The sequence below is a fragment of the Micromonospora sp. HK10 genome (assembly GCF_000982955.1).
In the GTDB taxonomy this organism is placed as follows: domain Bacteria; phylum Actinomycetota; class Actinomycetes; order Mycobacteriales; family Micromonosporaceae; genus Micromonospora.
This window is the reverse complement of record NZ_KQ058828.1, coordinates 1-20,019: the sequence shown is the minus strand read 5'-3', so window position 1 is coordinate 20,019 and position 20,019 is coordinate 1. Positions and strand designations below refer to the sequence as shown.

Annotated in this window: 13 protein-coding genes and 1 pseudogene; 11 read left to right on the top strand and 3 right to left on the bottom strand. The window is 71.3% G+C overall.

The window, feature by feature from the left end; translation table 11 throughout:
* Positions 1 to 85 precede the first annotated feature (85 nt).
* Positions 86 to 1,078 carry an ATP-binding cassette domain-containing protein gene (locus LQ51_RS15810; RefSeq protein ID WP_046566505.1) on the top strand — a complete coding sequence of 331 codons (993 nt, stop codon included), beginning with the start codon at positions 86 to 88 and terminating at the stop codon, positions 1,076 to 1,078.
* Positions 1,075 to 1,851 (top strand): ABC transporter permease, encoded by a 777-nt coding sequence (locus LQ51_RS15805; RefSeq protein WP_046566504.1) that lies wholly within the window; start codon positions 1,075 to 1,077, stop codon positions 1,849 to 1,851. Before LQ51_RS15810 ends, LQ51_RS15805 begins: the two co-directional genes overlap by 4 nt.
* A gap of 49 nt (positions 1,852 to 1,900) precedes the next feature.
* Here LQ51_RS15805 and LQ51_RS15800 read toward each other — a convergent pair whose 3' ends face one another.
* Positions 1,901 to 4,696, bottom strand: a complete 2,796-nt coding sequence (locus tag LQ51_RS15800; protein WP_046566502.1) for an AfsR/SARP family transcriptional regulator — start codon at positions 4,694 to 4,696, stop codon at positions 1,901 to 1,903.
* A gap of 1,452 nt (positions 4,697 to 6,148) precedes the next feature.
* Here LQ51_RS15800 and LQ51_RS33960 point away from each other — a divergent pair.
* A pseudogene (locus LQ51_RS33960) lies at positions 6,149 to 7,506 on the top strand (cytochrome P450).
* A 36-nt stretch (positions 7,507 to 7,542) separates the two neighbouring features.
* Here LQ51_RS33960 and LQ51_RS15790 read toward each other — a convergent pair.
* Both LQ51_RS15790 and LQ51_RS15785 read right to left on the bottom strand, forming a co-directional pair.
* Entirely contained in the window at positions 7,543 to 8,976 is a 1,434-nt protein-coding gene (locus LQ51_RS15790) for a class I adenylate-forming enzyme family protein (protein ID WP_046566498.1), read from the bottom strand.
* Entirely contained in the window at positions 8,966 to 10,510 is a 1,545-nt protein-coding gene (locus LQ51_RS15785) for an NAD(P)-binding domain-containing protein (RefSeq protein ID WP_046566497.1), read from the bottom strand. Before LQ51_RS15785 ends, LQ51_RS15790 begins: the two co-directional genes overlap by 11 nt.
* 63 nt (positions 10,511 to 10,573) lie before the next feature.
* Here LQ51_RS15785 and LQ51_RS15780 point away from each other — a divergent pair, with 63 nt between their 5' ends.
* From LQ51_RS15780 to LQ51_RS15745, 8 genes are all read left to right on the top strand, one after another.
* Entirely contained in the window at positions 10,574 to 12,061 is a 1,488-nt protein-coding gene (locus LQ51_RS15780; protein ID WP_046566495.1) for an aromatic amino acid ammonia-lyase, read from the top strand.
* Positions 12,062 to 12,072: 11 nt separating this feature from the next.
* Positions 12,073 to 13,638, top strand: a complete 1,566-nt coding sequence (locus LQ51_RS15775) for an FAD-dependent oxidoreductase (protein WP_046566644.1) — start codon at positions 12,073 to 12,075, stop codon at positions 13,636 to 13,638.
* Positions 13,639 to 13,753: 115 nt separating this feature from the next.
* A complete protein-coding gene (locus LQ51_RS15770; protein ID WP_231605757.1) occupies positions 13,754 to 14,851 on the top strand; it encodes an alpha-hydroxy acid oxidase in 1,098 nt (365 codons plus the stop codon).
* Positions 14,848 to 16,179: a cytochrome P450 gene (locus LQ51_RS15765; RefSeq protein ID WP_197087762.1), complete on the top strand. Its 1,332-nt coding sequence runs from the start codon at positions 14,848 to 14,850 to the stop codon at positions 16,177 to 16,179. The genes LQ51_RS15770 and LQ51_RS15765 overlap by 4 nt, the downstream gene beginning before the upstream one ends.
* The gene (locus LQ51_RS15760) at positions 16,176 to 17,444 is read left to right on the top strand and encodes a cation:proton antiporter (RefSeq protein WP_046566493.1); all 1,269 of its coding nucleotides are present in this window, start codon (positions 16,176 to 16,178) and stop codon (positions 17,442 to 17,444) included. Before LQ51_RS15765 ends, LQ51_RS15760 begins: the two co-directional genes overlap by 4 nt.
* Positions 17,445 to 17,496: 52 nt before the next feature.
* A complete protein-coding gene (locus LQ51_RS15755) occupies positions 17,497 to 18,168 on the top strand; it encodes a response regulator transcription factor (RefSeq protein ID WP_156313094.1) in 672 nt (223 codons plus the stop codon).
* Positions 18,168 to 19,439: a sensor histidine kinase gene (locus LQ51_RS15750; RefSeq protein ID WP_046566491.1), complete on the top strand. Its 1,272-nt coding sequence runs from the start codon at positions 18,168 to 18,170 to the stop codon at positions 19,437 to 19,439. The genes LQ51_RS15755 and LQ51_RS15750 overlap by 1 nt, the downstream gene beginning before the upstream one ends.
* Positions 19,440 to 19,520: 81 nt before the next feature.
* Complete coding sequence (locus tag LQ51_RS15745) at positions 19,521 to 19,982, top strand: hypothetical protein (protein ID WP_052744888.1); 462 nt, start codon at positions 19,521 to 19,523, stop codon at positions 19,980 to 19,982.
* Positions 19,983 to 20,019: the final 37 nt, after the last annotated feature.

The following is a 20,019-nucleotide window of genomic DNA, read 5'->3' as shown; positions in this document are numbered from 1 at the left end:
GTGCCGTCCCTCGCCGAGGCCCTTGCGGCGAACGGCAGACCCTAGACCCGGTTCTGTGGCGCGATCGATTGGGAGACGAGGCCGAATGTCCGGCGACTCGATTCAGGTAAACGACCTGGTGAAGACCTACCCGAGAAACGTCCGGGCACTGGACGGGCTCACCTTCTCGGTACGGGAGGGGACGGTGTTCGGGCTGCTCGGACCGAACGGCGCGGGCAAGTCCACGGCGGTGCGGATCCTCAGCACCCTTTCGCGCCAGGACTCCGGATCCGCGGTCGTGGCCGGGTATGACGTCGGCCGGCAGCCGGGCAAGGTGCGCGGGCTGATCGGTCTGGTCGGCCAGAAGATCAGCGCCGCGCCGACCGCGACGGTCCGCGAAAACGTGCTGCTCCAGGGCCGGATGTACGGCATCAAGGGCCGTGAGTTGGCCGCCCGCGCCGACGAGGCGATTGCCCGGGTCGGGCTGTCGGACGCGGCGGGACGGCCGGTGGGACTGTGTTCGGGCGGCATGAAGCGGCGGGTGGATATCGCGATGAGCATCGTGCACCGCCCCAAGGTCCTCTTCCTCGACGAGCCGACCACCGGGCTCGATCCGGAGATCCGGTTGCAGCTCTGGGACGATCTGGCCAAGCTGGTCAACGCTGAGGGTCTGACGATCCTGCTGACCACTCATTACCTTGAGGAAGCCGACACGCTCGCCAGCGAAGTGGCCATCGTCGACAAGGGGCGCATCGTCACCTGCGGCAGCCCGTCGTCGCTGAAACAGCAGCTTCGTGGCGACACGCTGGTCGTCGAGCTGGCCACCGACGACGTCGCCATGCGGGCGAGCGGCCTGCTCTCCGGTGTCGGCGAGGTCACGGACGTGAAGGTGGACGGGCGCCTGCTTCATGCCCGTGCCGAGGCCGGCGGCGCCGCCGTGCCGGCGGTACTGGACCGGCTCAGCCAGGCAGGGCTGCACGTGACCTCGGTGACGGTCTCGCAGCCGACGCTCGACGATGTCTATCTCAAACACACCGGACGCCGGCTGGCGGCGGCACAGCAGCGCGAGGCACTCGTACCGGAACGGAGCCAGCCATGAGCGAACTGATCGGCCAGTCTGCGTACGTGGCGAGGCGCCACATCCTGCACTCCTTTCGACAGCCGTGGCTGATCGCCATCAACCTGGTCCAGCCGTTCCTCTGGCTGCTGCTGTTCAGCGCCACGTTCAACCGGATCGCCACGATCCCCGGCTTCGGCGAGAGCAACTACGCGCAGTTCTTCCTGCCCGGGCTGATCGTCATGACGGTCCTCCTGACCGCCGGGTGGAGCGGCATGTCACTGCTGGCCGACATGGAGCGCGGCACCCTCGACCGCATGCTGGCCTCGCCCGCCAGGCCCGCATCGCTGATCATCGGGCCGCTCCTGCAGCAGATCGTCAGCGGCGTGGTGCCGACGGCGATCCTGGTCGCCATCGGTTACGGACTCGGGGTCACATTCCGCGGCGGGCTTGTCGGGGTGCTCGTCGTGGTGCTCGCCCTGGCGGCGATCGCCGCGGCGATCGCCGCACTGTCCAACGCGGTGGCCCTGCTCGTCCGGCGCGAGGAGTCGCTGATCGCGGTGGTGAACTTCGTCATCATGCCGATGACCTTTCTCTCCACCGCGTTCATGCCACGAGGACTCGTGCCGGGCTGGGTGGCGACGGCGGTTGCCGCCAATCCGGTCAACTGGGCGGTCGAACTGAGCCGAGCCGCCTTCAACGGCACGCTCTCGGCCAGACCGGTCCTGATGTACCTGGGCCTGTTGTTCGGCTTGGCCTTCGGCACCGTCCTCCTGGCCCGAGCAGCCCTGGCACACTTCCGGCAGACCGGGTGACCGTCCAGCCCGGGTTCGTGGAGCCCACGCAGGCGCCGGCTCGTTCCCGTCAGCGGGAACCAGCGGTCTGCCGTACGTCGTCAAGTTCGGCCAGCCTGCGGCGAACCTCTCCGGCGCCGGCGACATCACCGAACTGTTGCGAGATGGCGAGCGCGAGGTGAAGGCTGTCGCGCGCGGCATCCAGTCGACCCGTGGTGTGCTGGACCTCCGCCCGCACGATGAGTACCCGCCGCTCCGCCTCGCGGTTACCGGTGGCCCGTAGAGCGGCCAGCGCCCTCTCGAGCCAGGGGTACGCCTGCTGGTACCGACCGTCATGGGCGTAGGCCTGACCCATGGTCAGCATGGTGACCGCGAGGCCGAAATCGTCACCGGACTCTTCGCGCAGCCGCAGGCTCTCCCGCAGGTGCACGAGCGCGGGTTCGGGCTGACCGAGATGCAGCAGGACGTCGGCCAGATTGTTCAACGTGATGCCCATCCGCTGGCGATCGTCGCGCTGACGGTGCATCTGCAGCGCTCGCCTGAACGCCGCCTGGGCTTCCTCGTACCGGTTGGCGGCGCCCAGCATGAGCCCGAGGTGGTCCAGGGTCACCGCCACCGCCTGGGTGTCCCCGTCGGCCTCATTCAGGGCGAGCGCGAGGCGGAGGTTGTCGGCCGCCTGTTCGGTGTCACCGAGCCGGGACTGGGCCATGGCGAGATAGGTCAGCGACAGCGACTCGTCCGGCCGGCTGCCCAGTCGCCGGGCGCACCGGAGCGCGCACTCCGTCACCTCCCGCATGTCGTGGTAGTACCCCCGCATGGGAAGGAACGGGTAGAGCTCCATGCACAGGCGTACCGCGAACTCGTCTCCCTCCGGTGTTTCGTCGCGCGCCGCGCGCCGCGCCGCGGCGACCAGGTTCTCGCGCTCGGTCTCCAACCACCGCAGGGCCTCGCCCTGAGCCGCGAAGGTCACCGTGGGACGTGCCTCGACGAACCTGTCGGGCGGCCGGTTGGTGACGGGCCGGATCTGGTCCCTGGCGCGTCGTGCGGTGGCCAGGAAATAGCAGCGGCTCGCGTGGGTGGCGGCCTGCTCGCCCTCAGGGTCGCGACGGCCGCGCTCCATGGCGTAGATCCGCACGAGATCGTGTAGCCCGTACCGGTCCGTGCCGTACGCCTCGATGAGTCCGGCGTCCGCGAGCCGGTCCAGCAGCGTCCGGGCCTGACGCGCGGACGCACCCGTCAGTACGCTGGCCAGTTCGACGCCGAGCGTGGGAAGTCGCACCCTGCCCCAGCGGCTGAACAGTTCCAGGGCCTCGTGCCCACCGGTTCGTTCGGCGAGGATGTCGCAGGTCACCGCGAGACTCGCCCGCACGGCCAGGTCGTCACAGCTCAGCTCGTCGAGGCGGTGCTGCTCGTCGGTGAGTCGGCTGACCATGTCGGCGAGCGTCCACTCCGGACGGCCGGAGAGGCGGGCGCCGACGATCCGCAGTGCCAGCGGGAGGTGACCACACATCGCCGCCAGGGTCTCGGCGTCTCCGGGCGACCGGTCGAGGCGGTCACTGCCGACGTGCCGGGCGAGCAGCCGGACCGAATCAGCCGGGTCCAGCTCCCCGACGGCCAGGTGCGCGATGTCCAACGTCGGCAGTGCCGCCCGGCTCGTCACGACCACGGTGGCGTTGCCGAGGACGGACAGCAGCCGCCGGACCTGCGCGGCCTCGATCACGTTGTCCAGCACCACCAGCACCCGGCGGGTGCTGAGCCGCGCCCGGAGTTCGGTGGCCTCCGCGCCCAGAGTGGAGCCGGAGGCGGCACCGCCGAGCATCCGGAGCAGACCGGAGATCGCCTCCTCGACCGTCATCGGGGTGAGGCCGGGACTACTGCCGTAGAAGTCGAGGTAGAGCTGACCGCCGGGAGACGCCGCAGCGAGCTGGCTGGCGATCGCGCGGGCGAGCGCCGACTTGCCCACCCCGGCGGGTCCGTGCAGCACGATCGCGCCGGTTGACGTGAGGATGGCCCCGGCCCGGGCCAGCAGGGCTTCGCGACCGACCAGCGCAACGGGCGGTGGGAGTGTCGAGGGGGTCTCCTCGGCGGAGCCGAGATGTTGGCCGGAAGTCCTGCGACGCTCAGCGCCCCGGGGTCCTTCGAGCAGTTCCCGTTGGAAGGACCGGAGAACCCGTCCCAGCCCTCGGTTGTCCTTCGTCCGCAGCGCGGTGTCGGCCGCGGACAGCGCCGCCAAGGCGGCGGCCCGGTCGCCCGACTCGACGAGCGCGTTGACCAGCGCCTCCCAGGCCGACTCACGGGCCGGCTGGTCGCTCACCAGGGCGCGTAGGGCACCAACCGCCTCGGCGTGCCGGTGCCCCTCGACACACGCGGCGGCGTATCGCTCGACCGCCGCCCACCGGCTCTCGTCGAGCGCGTCGAGGCTGCTGCCGAGCAGGCCGTACCGGGGGAGCCCTTCGGCGGCTTCACCGTGCCACCGGCCCAACCCGGCGCCGAGCAGGTCGGCCGCCTGATCGGGATGTCCCGCACGCCACGCCTCGAGGGCCTGCCGGACGTCGTCGTCGAACTGGTCGAGATCCAACTCGCCAGGCTGGAGGGACAGCGCGTAACCGTTGTTCACCCAGGTCAGCCGGTTTCGGTACGGCCCCAGGGCGGCCCGCAGGCGGGTCGCGTAGGTCCGCAGGTTGACCTGCGCCGACGGGGGTGGACTCTCCCACAGGGCGGTCAGCAGACGATCGGTGGAGACCCTTCTCCCGCGTCCCATGAGCAACGCGGCGAGGAGAAGTAGGGGCCGTCCGGCCGGGAGGGCGGCGCGGACGCCGTCGACGTGCAGGGTCACCGGCCCCAGCAGGCTGACCGCGAGTCCCACGGTCCGCGAACCTCCCGTCACCCTCGCAGATTCGAAGCCCTCACCAGTACGGAAGTGGCGATCATCGAGGCTAGTGCCCGGTCCCGGAGCGTTGATCGTGAAAGCCGTCGATTCTTTAGGACTCTCGGTCAGGCCGCTCTCATCGATCAGGGTGGAAGGTGATGGCCGGTGGGCGGAGGGCAGGGGGTGTTCGTCCGGCGCCCTCGAAGCTGCGACCGGGCCGGAAACCGCCGCTGGACTGCCCGCGGACGCCGCCTCGACCAGCCGGGATGATCGGCATGGGTTTGGACCGGCGGCCCGTCCGCTTTACCAGGTACGGCCGCAGTGGCCGGCCGAGGCGAGTGCGAGCCCTGGCCGGCGAGCGTCGGTTGATATTCAGAATCCCGTTCGCTCCTTTTGACGGCGGTCCGGAACTGCGCTTTAGGCGCACGAGGGCTCACGAGTGGTGACGAGAAAACCGCGAAGGGTGATGCGGCTGCGGCGCACCTGCGCCGGCAGCGCTGCGGGCGTGTGAAACGCGGCGGAAAATCCGCCCCGGCCTGCACAGTTATGCGGTCGTCATCGAATCCGAACCCGCGGACGTCTCCGCACATTGTGAGTACATTCAGCGCCCATCTTCCGCATTCGCGTTGACACTCATAACTCCCCTGCTGATAGTTTCGGAGTCGCATTCGAGCCGCTTGACATTTCGGGGGGAGTTGCATGAGGGCATGTTCCTGCGCCGGTCTGCGGTAAATGCTCCCCGCCGCACTCGGCGGATTCGTCGTCCCGGCGGACCGGCGCTGGCGGCACCCGCGTTCAAGGTGTTGCCCCTCAGGCGCACCTCAGCGGGTTCACCGTCTGCATGACACCGCCTTTCGGCGTCGGATGCAAGTTCGCAGTTGATGAGAGCGGAGCTAATTCGCGGGGAGGCCGCCGTCCATGCTCCTGGGCAACACGTCGTACGTCACGAACTCGATTTTCGCTATGAACGAGGATGCTCGGCACCTACATATTTCGATGCTACCGGACTATCTCCGGCCGGTCGTCGTCGCATTGCTGAGCGGAGCGACCGACGTCACCGCGAGTCATCGCCTGAACTGTTCCCCGAGAACGTTCAGCCGGCGCGTCAGCGAGCTGCTCGAACTATTCGAGGTCGAGACGCGCTTTCAGGCCGGCGTCAAACTGGCATTCCTGAGCGTTCGAGAGCTGTCGCCACCAGTGGTCGGCGGGCTCGACGGCCGTGGTCCCGGTCTTCATGAGAGCCGACCTGGACCCTCGACACAATTCTCATCCCAGGCTCTTGTCATGGGACATAGCAATAGATAGGATTCGATCAACTAATAAGGAAAGCAGGAATGGAGGCCAGTATGGCTACGTACATCCGGGCCGTGGGACGTCGCCTACGTAAGGCGAGGGTGAGCGGCGCCTACCTCTACATCCCGAGGATCTGCCGCTGATCCCGATGCCCGGGTGAGCGGTGGCGGCATACCGCCGCCACCGCTCACAGGCAGGAGACGACAATTGGTGCGCACAATTCCCGGTCCACCTGGGCAATGGCTGATCGGCGACGTGACGGCCTATCAGCACGACCGCCTCGGCTGGTTGGCCCGAAATCGGGATCGGTATGGTGACGTCGTTCGCCTGTCCTCCACTGCGGTTGCGGTGCACGATCCAGAACTCGTGCACCAGGTACTGGCCCAGACCAACGGCGCTTACGCCGTGGACAGTGGACTGCGCGCAGGTCGACGTGAGCGGCTGGCCCACGAGGCACAGGTGGCTGAGTGGATGGCGGTCCGCCGCGACATCTGGCACAACGTCGCCGACCAGATCACCCACCTGCATGCCGAGCGGTTCAGTGCGCGAATCGCCGATGAGTTGTCCGGGTTGGCCGGTTCAAGCTTTGACCTGGCCGAAACGTGTCGTCGGCTGCTCGGCCGGGCGTTAACCGACTTCTGTGCCGGAGCCGATGAGGACCCAGGTCGGCTCGAGACACTGGCTGGGGCCGCGGACAGTCTCTTCGGCGCGGCTCTGCATGCCCTCGTCAGCCATGAGGGCCGGGTCGGTTGGTGGCCGCGCCCGCACGCCCGTGAAGCGGTGCGGGCCAACCACCGGCTCCTCGACCTCCTTGAGGACCTCGTCCGGCGCCGCCTGCCGCTGGCCCGACCGGAGCAGCCTCGGGACCTGGTGGACGGGCTGACCGCCGGCATCAAGACCGAGGCCGACGTGCGCCGCGCCGTATCCGTCCTACGGAGCGTCATGTTCGCCTCGCACGGGGTGCCCGGCGCGGCGCAGGCCTGGATTGCGCTCCGGTTGGCCGAGCGTCCCGAGCTCGCGGCGGCCATCGCCGCCGAAACCGATGCCGAGGACCGGTACCTCGGCGCGGTCATCAAGGAAACGCTACGCCTGCACCCGCCGCAGTGGCTCATCACCCGAACCACGGCAGAGCCGGTCGTCATCGGCGGTCACGACATCGGTCGCGGAGTCGAATTCTGCTCTGCCCCTACCTTCTGCACCGCGACCCGCGCTTCTGGCCCGAGCCGGAGCGGTTCGACCCGGACCGCTGGTTGGGGGCCGAGCAACCGCATGCGCGTCATGCCTACCTGCCTTTCGGAGCGGGCCCACGGTTCTGCCCGGGCTACCTGCTGGCGACAGTCCAGCTGACCATCGCCACCCGGGTGCTGGCTCGTGACTACCGACTGGAGCTGCCGCCGCTGTCGGCCGTCGAGGCGTCCACCAACGGGTTGTTGATGCCCAAGTCAGTCGACGCCCACCTGGTGACAGCCGGCCGGCTGCGGGAACCGGAAACCTCGCCGCGGGCCGGCCACTGACCCCACGGGCGAGTTGGAAGCTCGTCCTGGCCGCGATCACCTGATCGCCATGCGTGCCAGGGCACGCTTGTCCGGCTTACCGCTCGGCCCCACCGGCACCCGGTCGATCCACTGGATCGTCCGCGGCGCCGACGGTGCCCCCAGCGCCTCCGCCACCAGGGCGCGCAGGCGTCCCGCATCCGGCACGCATCCGGCGGCCGGCACCACGTAGGCGTGCACCGCTTCCCCGGTGACCTCGTCGGGCCGGCCGACGACGTAGGCCTCGGCGACCGTGGGGTCGGCGGCGAGAATCCGCTCGATCGGGCCGGCGTACACCAGGTTGGCGTGCACGATGATGACGTCCCGGACCCGGCCGAGCAGGTGCAGGTAGCCGTCGCTGTCCCGCCGGGCCAGGTCACGGGTGCGGACCCAGCCGTCCACGAAGACGTCGGCGGTCTCGACCGGATCGCCCCAGTAGGCGGCGGCCTGCGCCGGTGTCCGCACGAAGAGTTCGCCCTCGGTGGCGGGGCGGCCGTCGGCGTCCCGGATGCACAGGTCGGTCACCGGGGGCGGGCGACCGACCGAGGCGAGCGTGGCCGGGGACGCCAGCATCTCGGCCGGCGTCAGCATGGTGATCATGCCGGTCTCGGTCTGGCCGTAGCCGTGGAAGACGACGGGACCGAGCACGTCGAGCGCCTCGGCGAGCCGGCCCGGTGGCAGCGGGCTACCGGAGACCAGCAGGGCGCGCAGGCTGCTCAGGTCGACCGGATCGGTGCGCTGGTCGCGCACGAGCTGGTACAGCTTGCCCACGGTGATCACACTCGCGGTCGCGCGGTGCCGGGCGATCATGCCGGGGAAGCCCGGCGGCCGGGCCGCCACCAGGGTGCCGCCGGCGGCCAGGGTGAGGATGCCGTACTCCAGCATGACCTGGCTGCTCAGCGAGCCGAAGACGAGATAACGCCGGAGTCGGGTGGCGAGGTCGGCGATCGCCGGCGGCCAGCGATCCGGGTACGGCGCCCAGGCCGCGCTGATCGCCGCGTACGTCTGCGCGCAGCCCTTCGGAGTGCCGGTGCTGCCGCTGGTCCAGATGATCCGGGCGACGTCGTCCGGGTGCCCGGCGGCGATCAGCGCCCGCCCGTCGTCGGGGGTGCGCGCCAGCTCGGCGGCCCGGGCGTCGTCGACCAGCAGGGTGTTCCCGCCGAGTTGCCAGGTGCGGTGGGCCGGCGTCAGGTCCGGGCGGATCCCGGAGACCCGGGCGCCGACCGCGAACGCCGCGATGATCGCCGCGAACGCCTCCGCGGTGACGCCGAGCCGCAGGGCCACGCCGACGCCGGGGCCGGCCCCGGCGGCCCGCAGCCCGGCGGCGATGCGGCGGACCAGCCGGGACAACTCGGCGGTGCTGAGGGTCCGGTCGCCGTCCTCGAAGGCCGGCCGGTCGTCACCGGTCGCGAGCAGGTCCAGCACGGGCTGCGGCCAGATCTCAGCCGGCATCGGAGAGGACGCCCTTGACGAAGAGCACGAGCGGCTGGTGGTGCACGTCCGGCAGGTTCCAGTGGTTCTCCAGGTTCTCCGCGAGGTGGTGCGCCGCGACGACCTTCCCACCACGGTGGACCCGGACGACCGGGTGCAGGTAGCTGGCGTCGTGGGCGTGCGCGGCGTCGTTCTCGGCGATCCGGGGCACCGTGATGTCGAAGGGGTCGACCTGGTCGTGGTCCGGCCCGTACTCCAGGGTGATGACGAACGCGAACGGCTCCGGGCCCAGGCCGCCGTCGTGCAGGTACGCCACCGGCACCTCCTCGTGGTAGCGGGCGGTGTCGCCGGAGACGACCACCACGTCGCCGAGGACGGCGAACTGCTGCCACAGCGCCGAGGTGCGGTTGATCCGGGCGATGACCGCGTCGGCGATCGCCTCCGGGGTGGCCTCCAGCGGCGTGGCCGGCCACGGCGTGTCGTGGTGGCGGGCGTTGAGGATCCGGTGCAGGGCCCGCACGCCGTACCGGAAGCCGTGGATGAACCCGTTCGTCGAGCGCTTGAAGTCGCGCTGCTGGGTGAGGGTGCCGGCGAAGTAGAGGCCGGGCACGTTCACCGACTCGTACGCCGAGGTCTGCTCCGGGAAGCGGTCGTCGATGACCAGCCGTGGCCGGGCGGACGGGTCGAAGATGCTCGCGTCGAACCGGAACCCGGTGCAGAGGATGACCCGGTCGTAGTCGATCCGCCGGATCGCCTCGACGGTCCGGGCGTACCGGAAGTCGATCCGGTAGCCGCCGTCGTCGCGCCGGACGATCCGCTCGACGGTGCCGTCGAGGACCGCGTTCTGCGACTTGAGCTGGTACGTGTCGAGGAAGTTGTTGTTCACCGCGCGCAGGTGCCCGACGTAGTGCGACTGCCACGCCAGCTTGATCGAGTGCGGGCCGGCCACGTGGATGACGGCGGCCGTCTCGACGAGCGCGTCCGCCGTCTCGAAGGCCGAGTTGCCCTTGCCGATGATGAGGACGCGCTGGTTGGTGAAGTCCGCCGGGTCGACGCTGACGGTGTCGTACCGTTCGGCGAGGTCGGCGCCCTCGATCGGCGGCACGTACAGCTGGGACACGCCCGTGGCGACGACCACGCGGCGGGCGGTGATGGTGTCGTCGCCGGCGTGCACGGCGAACAGCTCCCCGTCACGGGCGATCCGGGTGACCCGCGTGTCGTACCTGATCCACAGGCCCTGGGCGACGTCGGCGAGGTAGCGCACCAGGTCCGCGGCGTCCGGGAAGTAGCGCCGGCTGTAGTTCTTGAACAGCAGCGCCGGGTCGTCGGTGAGCAGCGAGTTCCAGTCCGAGCGCAGGTTGAACTCGGGGTCGTCGGAGCCGGTCCAGACCTTGTTGATCGAGATCAGCTGCCGGTGTCGGGGATAGCTGGTGAAGAAGGTGCCCGGTGCGGCGCCGGCCTCCAGCACCAGGTAGTCGCGGCCGTCGCGCTCGAGCAGGTGAGCGAGCTGCAGCCCGGCAGGTCCGGCTCCGATGATCAGATAGTCGAGCGTCATGCGGCGCAACGTAGCGAGCCGATCTCAGAGCGTTCTGAGAATTCGTCTCTAGGGTGCGATCGCATGACGACAGAGGTGGACCTCGATGTCCCGCCGCGGCTCGCCGACCTCCGCGCCGCCCGGGACCCGATCAAGGTCGTGGTCGGCCCGCAGGTCCGGGACCGGGTCGCGGCCGCCCGTACCTTCCTGTCCGAGGTCCTCGACGGCAACCGCGCGGTGTACGGCGCCACCACCGGCTTCGGCGCCCTGGTGGGGTACGCGGGCCGCGCCGACCTGCGTGACCAGGCCGACAACACGCTCGCCCACCTGGGCGCGGGCCAGGGCCCCGACCTCGACCCGGAGGTGGTCCGGGCGACCCTGCTGCTGCGGGCCGCCTCGCTGGCCCGTGGCGCGTCGGGGGTCTCCCCGCACGTCATCGACGCGCTCGCGGCGATGCTCGCGACCACCTTCGTCCCGGCGGTGCCCCGGCTCGGCTCGGTCGGTGCCAGCGGTGACCTGATCCCGCTGGGCGCCGCCGCCCAGGCGTTGCGGGGCCGGGGCCACGCCTACCTGGACGGGGTACGGCTGCCCGCCGCCGAGGCGCTGCGGCGGGCCGGCCTGGAACCGCTGCCGCTGGACGGCCGGGACGCCCTCGCACTGGTCAACGGCACCTCGCTGACCACCGCGGCGGCGGCACTGGCGCTGGACGCGGTCCGCGCCGCGCACCGGGCCGTCCAGGTGCTCACCTGCCTGCTCGCCGATCTGCTCGGCAGCGACCCGCAGTTCCTCGACGTCCGGCTGCTGCGCGCGTACGGCCATCCGGGCGCGATCGACGTCGGCGCACGGATGCGCCGGGTCAGCGCCGGGCTCGTCGCCTCCGGGCAACGTCCGTTGCAGGAGCCGTACAGCGTGCGGTGCGCGCCGCAACTGCTCGGCGCCGCCGAGGACGCGCTGCGCTACGTCGACGCCGTCATCGCGGCGGACCTCGCCGGCGTCACCGACAACCCGCTGTTCTTTCCCGACGACGACCTCGTGGTGCACGGCGGCAACTTCTTCGGCCAGCCGGCCGCGTTCGCCGCCGATGTGCTGTCGATGGTCGTGGCGCAGGTCGGCAACCTCGCCGAACGGCAACTGGATCTGCTCGTGGACCCGAACCGCAACGGCGGCCTGCCGCCGATGCTGGCCGCCGGCCCCGGACAGCAGCACGGGTTGCAGGGGGTGCAACTGGCGTCGACCGCGCTGGTCACCGAGATCCGCCGGGACACCATGCCGGCGAGCATGCAGAGCGTGCCGACCAACCTGCACAACCAGGACGTCGTCCCGCTCGGCACCCAGGCCGCGCTGCGGGCACTGGACCAGGCCCGGCTGCTGCACCTCATCGTCGGGTCGCTGGCGCTGGGGCTGCGCCAGGCCGCCCACGTGGGCGCCCGTACGCCGACCGCGGCCGGCTGCGCCGAGGCGCTGGCCGCGGTGGCCGCGGTCGTACCGCCGGTCGACCCGGACCGGCCGCTGGACGGTGACGTGCGGCGCGCGGCCGACGTGATCGCGGAATTCTCCGTTTCTCTTTCCTGAGGGTGGCGCACATGACGCTTGACTACCTGATCGTCGGGGCCGGGCCGGCCGGCCTGCAACTGGCCGCCCTGCTGGAGGCCGACGGCACGCGCGACTATCTGGTCCTGGAACAGGCGGACATCCCGGGGGCGTTCTTCGCCACCCATCCCCGCCACCGGCAGCTGATCTCCATCAACAAGCCGCACACCGGCTCGGACGACCCGGAGCTGAACCTGCGGCTGGACTGGAACTCGCTGCTCAGCGACGACCCGGCGCTGCGGTTCACCAGCTACACCGAGCGGTATTTCCCCGACGCCGACGTGCTGGTCCGCTACCTGGCGGACTTCGCCGCGAAGTCGGGGGCGCGGGTCCGGTACGGCACCCGGGTCACCTCGGTGCGCAAGGCCGACGGGCGGTTCGAGGTCCACGCGGGGGAGGAGGTGTTCCGGGCGCGGCGGCTGATCGTCGCCACCGGGGTCTCCAGGCCGTACCGGCCGCCGATCCCGGGGCTGGAACTGGCCGAACAGTACGCGGAGATGTCCGTCGACCCGCGCGACTACCTCGACCAGAAGGTGCTGATCATCGGCAAGGGCAACTCCGCGTTCGAGACCGCCGACAACCTCATGGAGACCACCACGCTGATCCACATCGCCGGGCCGGGTCCGGTGCGGATGGCGTGGCGCACCCACTACGTGGGGCACCTGCGCGCGGTGAACAACAACTTCCTGGACACCTACCAGCTCAAGTCGGCCAACGCGATCCTGGACGGCGAGGTCAAGCGCATCGAGCGCGACGGCGCCGGCTTCCGGGTGACGTTTGCGTTCTCCCGGGCCAACGAGGTGGTCAAGGAGCTGTGGTACGACCGGGTGCTGGCCTGCACCGGGTTCGCCTTCGACGCGTCGATCTTCGACGACACCTGCCGGCCGGCGCTGACGATCAGGGACCGCTTTCCGGCGCAGACCCCGGAGTGGGAGTCGGTGAACGTGCCCGGGCTCCACTTCGCGGGCACGCTCAGTCAGGAACGGGACTTCAAGCGCTCGACCAGCGGCTTCATCCACGGTTTCCGGTACGCCGTGCGGGCGCTGCACCGGATCCTGGAGCGACGGTACGGGGACACGCCCTGGCCGGCGGAGAAGCTGGACGCCACCCCGGAGCTGATCGCCGACGCCATCATCGCGCGGGTCAACCGCAGCTCCGCGCTGTGGCAGCAGTTCGGCTTCCTCGGGGACGTGGTCACGGTGGCCGGATCCGACGCGCGCTACCACGACGAGGTGCCCGTCGAGTACTTCACCCGCACCGGCCTGCGGAGCGCCGACCACGACTACGGGCACGCCTTCGTCGTCACCCTCGAGTACGGCCCCGAGCACGACCAGGTGGATCCGTTCGACATCACGGTGAGCCGGGTCGCCCAGGACGTGGTGGGCCAGGCCCACGACGCCGCCTACCTGCACCCGGTCGTCCGCCACTACGCCGCCGGCCGGGTCCTCGCCACCCACCACCTGGCGGAGAACCTGGAGAACCGGTGGGACCGTCCGGAGGTCCATGTCGCGCCGCTGGTCGCGTTCCTCGACCGCTGCCTGCGCAGTGTCGAGGGCTGAGATGCGCCCACCGAACGGCGCAACACCGCACGGCCCAGCGTTGGACGGCCCAGTGCTGGACGGTCCAGCGTTGGACGGCCCAGTGCTGGACGGTCCAGCGTTGGACGGTCCAGCGTTGGACGGTCCAGCGTTGGACGGTCCGGCGTTGGACGACACCGGCCCGGACCGCCCGGCGTTGAACCTGGCCGAGGTGGCGGCCGGGGCGCGGCGCCGGCTGGACCCGGCGCACTGGGACTTCTTCGCCGGTGGGGCCGGCGAGGAACGCACGGTCCGCGCCAACGAGGCGGCCTTCACCCGGCGCGTCGTGGTGCCCCGCGTGCTGCGTGACGTGCGCCGGCGCGACCTGCGGGTCTCGCTGCTGGGCAGCCGGATCTCGATGCCGGTGCTGATCGCGCCGACCGCGTTCCACCGGCTGGCCCACCCAGCGGGCGAGGTGGCCACCGCACGCGCCGCCGCCGGGGCGGGCACCATCATGGTGGTCAGCATGGCGGCCACCCGGCCGGTCGAGGAGATCGCCGCCGCCGGCGGCCCGCTCTGGTTCCAGCTCTACCTCCAACCGGACCTCGACTTCACCGCCTCGGTGGTACGCCGGGTCGAGGCCGCCGGCTGCACCGCCCTGGTCGTCACCGTCGACTCGCCGGTGTTCGGCCGGCGCGAACGCGACCTGCGGCACCGGTTCGTCGACCTGCCGCCCGGGCTGGTCTGCGAGAACATGCGCGACGCGAGCGGCCGGGTGCGCGAGATCGGGATGGACGCCGGGCTCGACTGGGCCCGGATCGCCTGGCTGCGCGAGGTCACCACGCTGCCGATCCTGCTCAAGGGGGTGCTCCATCCGGCCGACGCGGCGCTGGCCGTCTCGTACGGCGTCGACGGTCTGCTGGTCTCCAACCACGGCGGTCGGCAGCTCGACGGGGCGATCGCCACCCTGGACGCGTTGCCCGCGGTCGTCGCGGCCGTCGGCGGCCGGCTGCCGGTGCTGCTCGACGGCGGCGTCCGCCGGGGCACCGACGTCCTGGTGGCGCTGGCGCTCGGCGCGAGCGCGGTGCTGGTCGGCCGCCCGGTGCTCTGGGGGCTCGCGGTGGGCGGCGCCGCCGGGGTACGCCACGTGCTCGACCTGCTGCGCGCCGATCTCGACCGGGCGCTGGCGCTGGCCGGCGCCACCGGGCCGGCCGACCTGCACCCTGACCTCGTCGCGACGGTGGCATGCGGATGAGCGTCCTGATCGTCCTGGCCGGGATCGGCGTGGCATGGACCGTCCCGCACTGGCTGCCCCGGACGGTGGTCCGGCTGCGGGAGTGGGTGTTCGTCACCGTCAACGGCGCCGAGGGCGTTCCGGTGCCGGGCCCCACGGTCGGGATGGAGCACTTCGCGCGGGTGTACGCCGATCCGGCCGCGGACGGCCGCAGCCGGGGGGCCGGGCTGTCGGACCTGTTCTGGTACTGGCTGGCGCCCGGACCGCACATGCACCAGGAGCACCTGGAGCCGGGGGAGCGCTACCGGACGGTGGCCGCCACGACCCGGCGGGTGCTCGCGGTACGCCGCGACCGCTGCGACGACCTCGCGACCGCCGCCACCCGGCGGGTGCTCGACCGGCTACCGACCGACCGAACCAGCCACGTGCGGCTGCGCGATCTGATGATGCCGGTCTGGGCCGAGGTCTACTACGAACTCGTCTTCGGCGAGGCGTGCCCACCGCACGCCCGGGCGTTGATCGTCGCCAACGCCGACGACGTGGTCACCGGGCTGAAGTGCACCGGCCTGCGGCACATGCGGCGGCGCGACCGGCTCACCCGGTATCTGCACGACCGGATCCGGGCGGGGACCTGCCCGGTGACGCTGCCGCCGCCGTTCACCGCCCAGGAGACGGCCTGGTACCTGCAGGGCGCCTTCTTCAACACCGCCGTCGTGCAGATGTCCGAGGCGATGGCGCACGTGCTGCTCGCCCTCGCCACGCACCCCGAGGTGCAGCGCGGACTCGACGATGACGACGCGCTGGACCGGGTGATCGACGAGACGCTGCGGGTGCATCCGCTCTTCGGCGTCGCGCACCGGATCACGTCGGCGCCGATCACCCTGCCCAACGGGGTGTGCCTGCCCGCCGGCACGGTGCTGCTCTTCAACTACCTGGCGTTCCAGCGCGGAGGGGCCGCCGGGGACGACCGGTTCGACCCGGACCGGTGGCTGACGCTCAAGCGCGGCGACGTGCACTTCATCCCGTACGGGATCACCGCGAACCGGGCCTGCCCGGCCCGGGGCGTCGCGCCGGTGATGCTGCGCGCCGCGACCCGCGAGGTGCTGCGCCGGTACGCCCTGGCCTCCTCGGCCTCCCATACCCGGTCGCTGCCCAGCCGGGGACCGGCATACCTCACCCCGGTCGGATGCGCCGGTCCGGGCCGGCTACGGCTGGCCGCGATGCGGTCGCGGGACCGGTGGGCCGACGTGGGGCGCAGTCTCCGGCAGTTGGTGTTCGGCACCTGGATGGTCGTCGACGCCCGCCGGCAGCGGTTGTGCACCAACTACTTCGAGAAGGCGGTCCGATGACACCTACGGAGCTGGCACCACGGTTCTTCATCGCGGTCACGGTGATCCTGCTCTTTTGCAAAGGGGTCGCCTGGTTGCTCGGCAGGGCGGGCCAGCCCGCCGTGGTCAGCGAGATGCTCGCCGGCGTGCTGCTCGGCCCGTCGCTGCTCGGGCTCCTGCTGCCGGACGTGCAGAACGCCCTGTTCCCGGCCCCCCTGCTGCCGGTCCTCTACGTGGTGGGTCAGGTCGGCCTGGTGCTGTTCATGTTCCAGGCCGGGTACGCGTTCGGCGCCCACCGGGTCACCGGGCTGGCCGGCACCGCCGGAGTGGTCTCGCTGGCCGGGGTCACCGCGCCGCTCGTGCTGGGCGTGCTGCTGGTCCTGGTGACCGCGGACGCCGTACCGATCCGGGCCGACGGGACCTCACTCGGGGTGTCGGCCGCGTTCGTCGGCGTCGCCCTGGCCATCACCGCGTTCCCGATGCTGGCCCGGATCATCACCGAGCACGGGCACGCCGGCACCCGGCACGGCACCCTTTCCCTGGCCAGTGGCGCGATCGACGACATGGCCGCCTGGATCATGCTGGCCGCGGTCCTGGCCTTCGCCTCCGGGCGGGCCGGTCCCGCGCTCGTCACCGCCGGGGGAGCGGTGCTCTTCGGGTTGCTGCTCTGGTTCGGCGGGCGGGCTGTCACCTCGGCGCTGATGACCCACCGCGGGCTCACCGACCGGGCCCGGCTGCTCGGCACGGTCGCCCTGCTCTTCCTGGTCGCCTGGTACACCGACGAGATCGGCCTGTACGCGGTCTTCGGCGCGTTCGCGGTCGGCGTGGTGATGCCCCGCACCGAGAACACCGACAAGGTGGTGGACACGCTCACCCCGGTCGCCGCGACGCTCTTCCTGCCGTTGTTCTTCACGTACTCGGGTCTGCGTACCGAGTTCGGGCTGCTCAGTTCCCTGCCGGTGCTGCTGTTCGCGCTGGCCTGCGTGACCGCGGCGATCGTCGGCAAGTTCGGTGCCTGCTGGGCGGCGGCCCGGCTGCGCGGGGAGCCGTCGGGGGTCGCGCTGCGGGTCGGCGCGCTGATGAACGCCCGCGGCCTGATGCAGCTCATCGCGCTGAACGTCGGGTTGGAGGCGGGCATCGTGAACCCGTCGCTGTTCACCGTGCTGGTACTGGTCGCGCTGGTCACCACGCTGATGACGACACCGGCACTGCGCTGGATCGAGCGCCGGGAGGCGCACCGGCCCGATACCGCACCCGTACCGGCGCTGGCGGTTTCAGATAGTTGAAGAGACAATTACCGAGGCTTGCATCGATCTTTATCTATGAGATCGTTAACATATGCGGGGTGGAACATCGAACCGGCTGCTGCTGGTCGAGGACGACGCGGACCTGACGGAGCTGCTCACCGAGACGCTGGGCCAGGAAGGCTATCTCGTCGACCGGGCCTTCGACGGCCAGCGGGGACTGCATCTCGGGCTGACCCGATCCTACGAGGTGATGGTCATCGATCGTATGCTGCCCGCACTCGACGGCCTCGACCTGGTCACCCGGCTACGCGCCCGGGCGGTGCCGGCCCGGACGCTGATGCTCACCGCGCTCGGCACGGTCGACGACCGGATCGCCGGCCTGGACGCGGGCGCCGACGACTACCTGGTCAAACCCTTCGACCTGGACGAACTGAGCGCCCGGGTCCGGGCGCTGTGCCGGCGCACACCCGAGTCGACCGACGTGCTGCGGATCGGCGCCGGGCTACTGGACCTGGGACCGCGCGACGCGATCCTGGCCGACGGCACCCGGGTGGCGCTGTCCACCCGCGAGTTCGAGCTGCTGCGGGTGCTGGCGGCCCGGCCGAACGCCGTACATCCACGGGCCGTGCTGCGCCGTAAGGTCTTCGAAGAAGCCGCCGGGGCGTCGATCGTGGACACCTACGTCTACTACCTGCGGCGCAAACTCGGCCGCCCGGTGGTCCGCACCGTCCACGGGCTCGGCTACCGCCTCGGAACGCTCTGATGGAGGCGGCCGAGCAGGCGATCGTGCGGCGGGCCCGACTACGCATCGGCCTGCTCGTCGGGCTGACCATCGGCGGCCTGCTGCTGTTGGCCGGCGGCATCTCGTACGCGGTCCTGGTCCACAGCCAGGAGGCGCAGATCCAGCGTGAGCTGACCTGGGGCACCGAACACGGGACCATCGCCGGTCCGCCCGCGTGCAGTTGGATCTTCCAGTACGACGGCGCCACCGTGTACACGGGCCTGAACCCGCCGCCACCGGGCTTCCCGTTGAGCGACGCGCTGGACACCGTGGCGGCCACCCGGACCACCGAGATCACCACCGTCACGCGTAACGGCACGACCTACCACGTACGCACCGCGGCCCGCGGCGACAACGTGGTCCAGGCGGTGTTCGACGCCCGCTTCCAGCTCTCCGACCGCCGGCACCTCCTGCTCGCGTTCAGCCTCGCGGCCGCGGTCGGACTGCTCGCCGCCATGCTCACCGGTTTGCTCGTCGGCCGTCGGGCCGTCGCACCACTCGCGGAGGCGCTGACCCGGCAGCGCCGCTTCGTCGCGGACGCCAGCCACGAACTGCGAACCCCGATCGCCCAGGTGCACACCCGCGCCCAGCTGATCGCGCGGCGGGCGCGCAACGGCACCGCCACGAACCTGGACGACCTGGAACGGCTGATCGGTACCACCCGCCGCCTCGGCGAGATCGTCGACGACCTGCTGCTCTCGGCCCGGCTCGCCGCCGCTCCCGCCGACCGGAAGCCGGATCCGCCGGTCGATCTCACCTCGCTGACCGGGACGACGGTCGCCGCCGAGACCGAACGCGCCGCCGAACGCCAGGTCACCCTCACCCTGGACGCTCCCGACGACCCCCTGCCCGTGCCGGGCGTCGAATCGGCCCTGCGCCGGGTCGTCGGCGAGCTGCTCGCGAACGCGCTGGCCCACACCCCGGCAGGAGGCCGAATCGACGTGACGCTCCGGGCCGCCGACGCCGTCGCCGAGCTCGTGATCGCCGACACCGGGAACGGTTTCGACCAGGCGGACGCCCGCCGGATCTTCGACCGGTTCCACCGCGGCCCGGGCTCCGGAGACCGCCGCTTCGGCCTGGGGCTGGCCCTGCTCCAGGAGGTGGTCACGAGTCACCACGGCACGATCGAGGCCGAGGGGCAACCGGGGCGGGGAGCCCGCTTCACGGTGCGCCTGCCCATGACGCGATCACCGATCAGCACGGGCCGGGCCGCGCGGGTCCTCCGAGTGCGGCAGTTCGGCGCCGGTACCTGAGCGCCGGACCGCAGCCCCGGAGAGGCCCGGACCGGCGGCCGGTGCCGGCCGCGGGTCCCTCCGGTGTGGCATGGTGGGCGGATGCCCGACACGAGGGCGGCGCTGACGGCGGTGGTCCGGCACGCCGTGGATCTGGAGGACGACTACGACGACGTCGAACCCGTGGTCACGGCGCTGGCCGCGTCCGGGGACACCAGTCTGGTGCCGCACGTGCGGGAGGCGCTGGACCGGTTTCTCGACGCGGGCAACTTCTACGGCCGCGACCTGGTGGCGACCGTGCTGGCCGGCATCGACGGAGTGGCGGCGCTGCCGGTGCTGCTCCGGGCCTCGGCGAGGGACCTGGGCGATGACCAGGACGGCCTGCAGACGGAGATCATCGAGTTGATGCTCACGGATCGGGTGGCCAGCCGGCGCGTCGCGCAGGAGTTCGCCGCCGGCGCCACACCGGAGCTTCGCCGCGTGGGGCGGTGGGCGCTCGGGTTCGTGGCGCCCCGGGACGTCGAGCCGCCCGACCGGCCGGAACCGATCGGTCAGCCCCGGTAGCCGCCCTGGTGGCCCCCGCCCAGCGGCGGCGCGCCCG

Bases quoted from the DNA above. Each gene is read 5' to 3' on its own strand.
- LQ51_RS15785 (WP_046566497.1), bottom strand. From the start codon at position 10,510: ATGACGCTCGACTATCTGATCATCGGAGCCGGACCTGCCGGGCTGCAG.
- LQ51_RS15775 (WP_046566644.1), top strand. From the start codon at position 12,073: ATGACGCTTGACTACCTGATCGTCGGGGCCGGGCCGGCCGGCCTGCAA.
- LQ51_RS15755 (WP_156313094.1), top strand. From the start codon at position 17,497: ATGCGGGGTGGAACATCGAACCGGCTGCTGCTGGTCGAGGACGACGCG.
- LQ51_RS15760 (WP_046566493.1), top strand. From the start codon at position 16,176: ATGACACCTACGGAGCTGGCACCACGGTTCTTCATCGCGGTCACGGTG.
- LQ51_RS15765 (WP_197087762.1), top strand. From the start codon at position 14,848: ATGAGCGTCCTGATCGTCCTGGCCGGGATCGGCGTGGCATGGACCGTC.
- LQ51_RS15745 (WP_052744888.1), top strand. From the start codon at position 19,521: ATGCCCGACACGAGGGCGGCGCTGACGGCGGTGGTCCGGCACGCCGTG.
- LQ51_RS15780 (WP_046566495.1), top strand. From the start codon at position 10,574: ATGACGACAGAGGTGGACCTCGATGTCCCGCCGCGGCTCGCCGACCTC.
- LQ51_RS15805 (WP_046566504.1), top strand. From the start codon at position 1,075: ATGAGCGAACTGATCGGCCAGTCTGCGTACGTGGCGAGGCGCCACATC.
- LQ51_RS15790 (WP_046566498.1), bottom strand. From the start codon at position 8,976: ATGCCGGCTGAGATCTGGCCGCAGCCCGTGCTGGACCTGCTCGCGACC.
- LQ51_RS15810 (WP_046566505.1), top strand. From the start codon at position 86: ATGTCCGGCGACTCGATTCAGGTAAACGACCTGGTGAAGACCTACCCG.
- LQ51_RS15750 (WP_046566491.1), top strand. From the start codon at position 18,168: ATGGAGGCGGCCGAGCAGGCGATCGTGCGGCGGGCCCGACTACGCATC.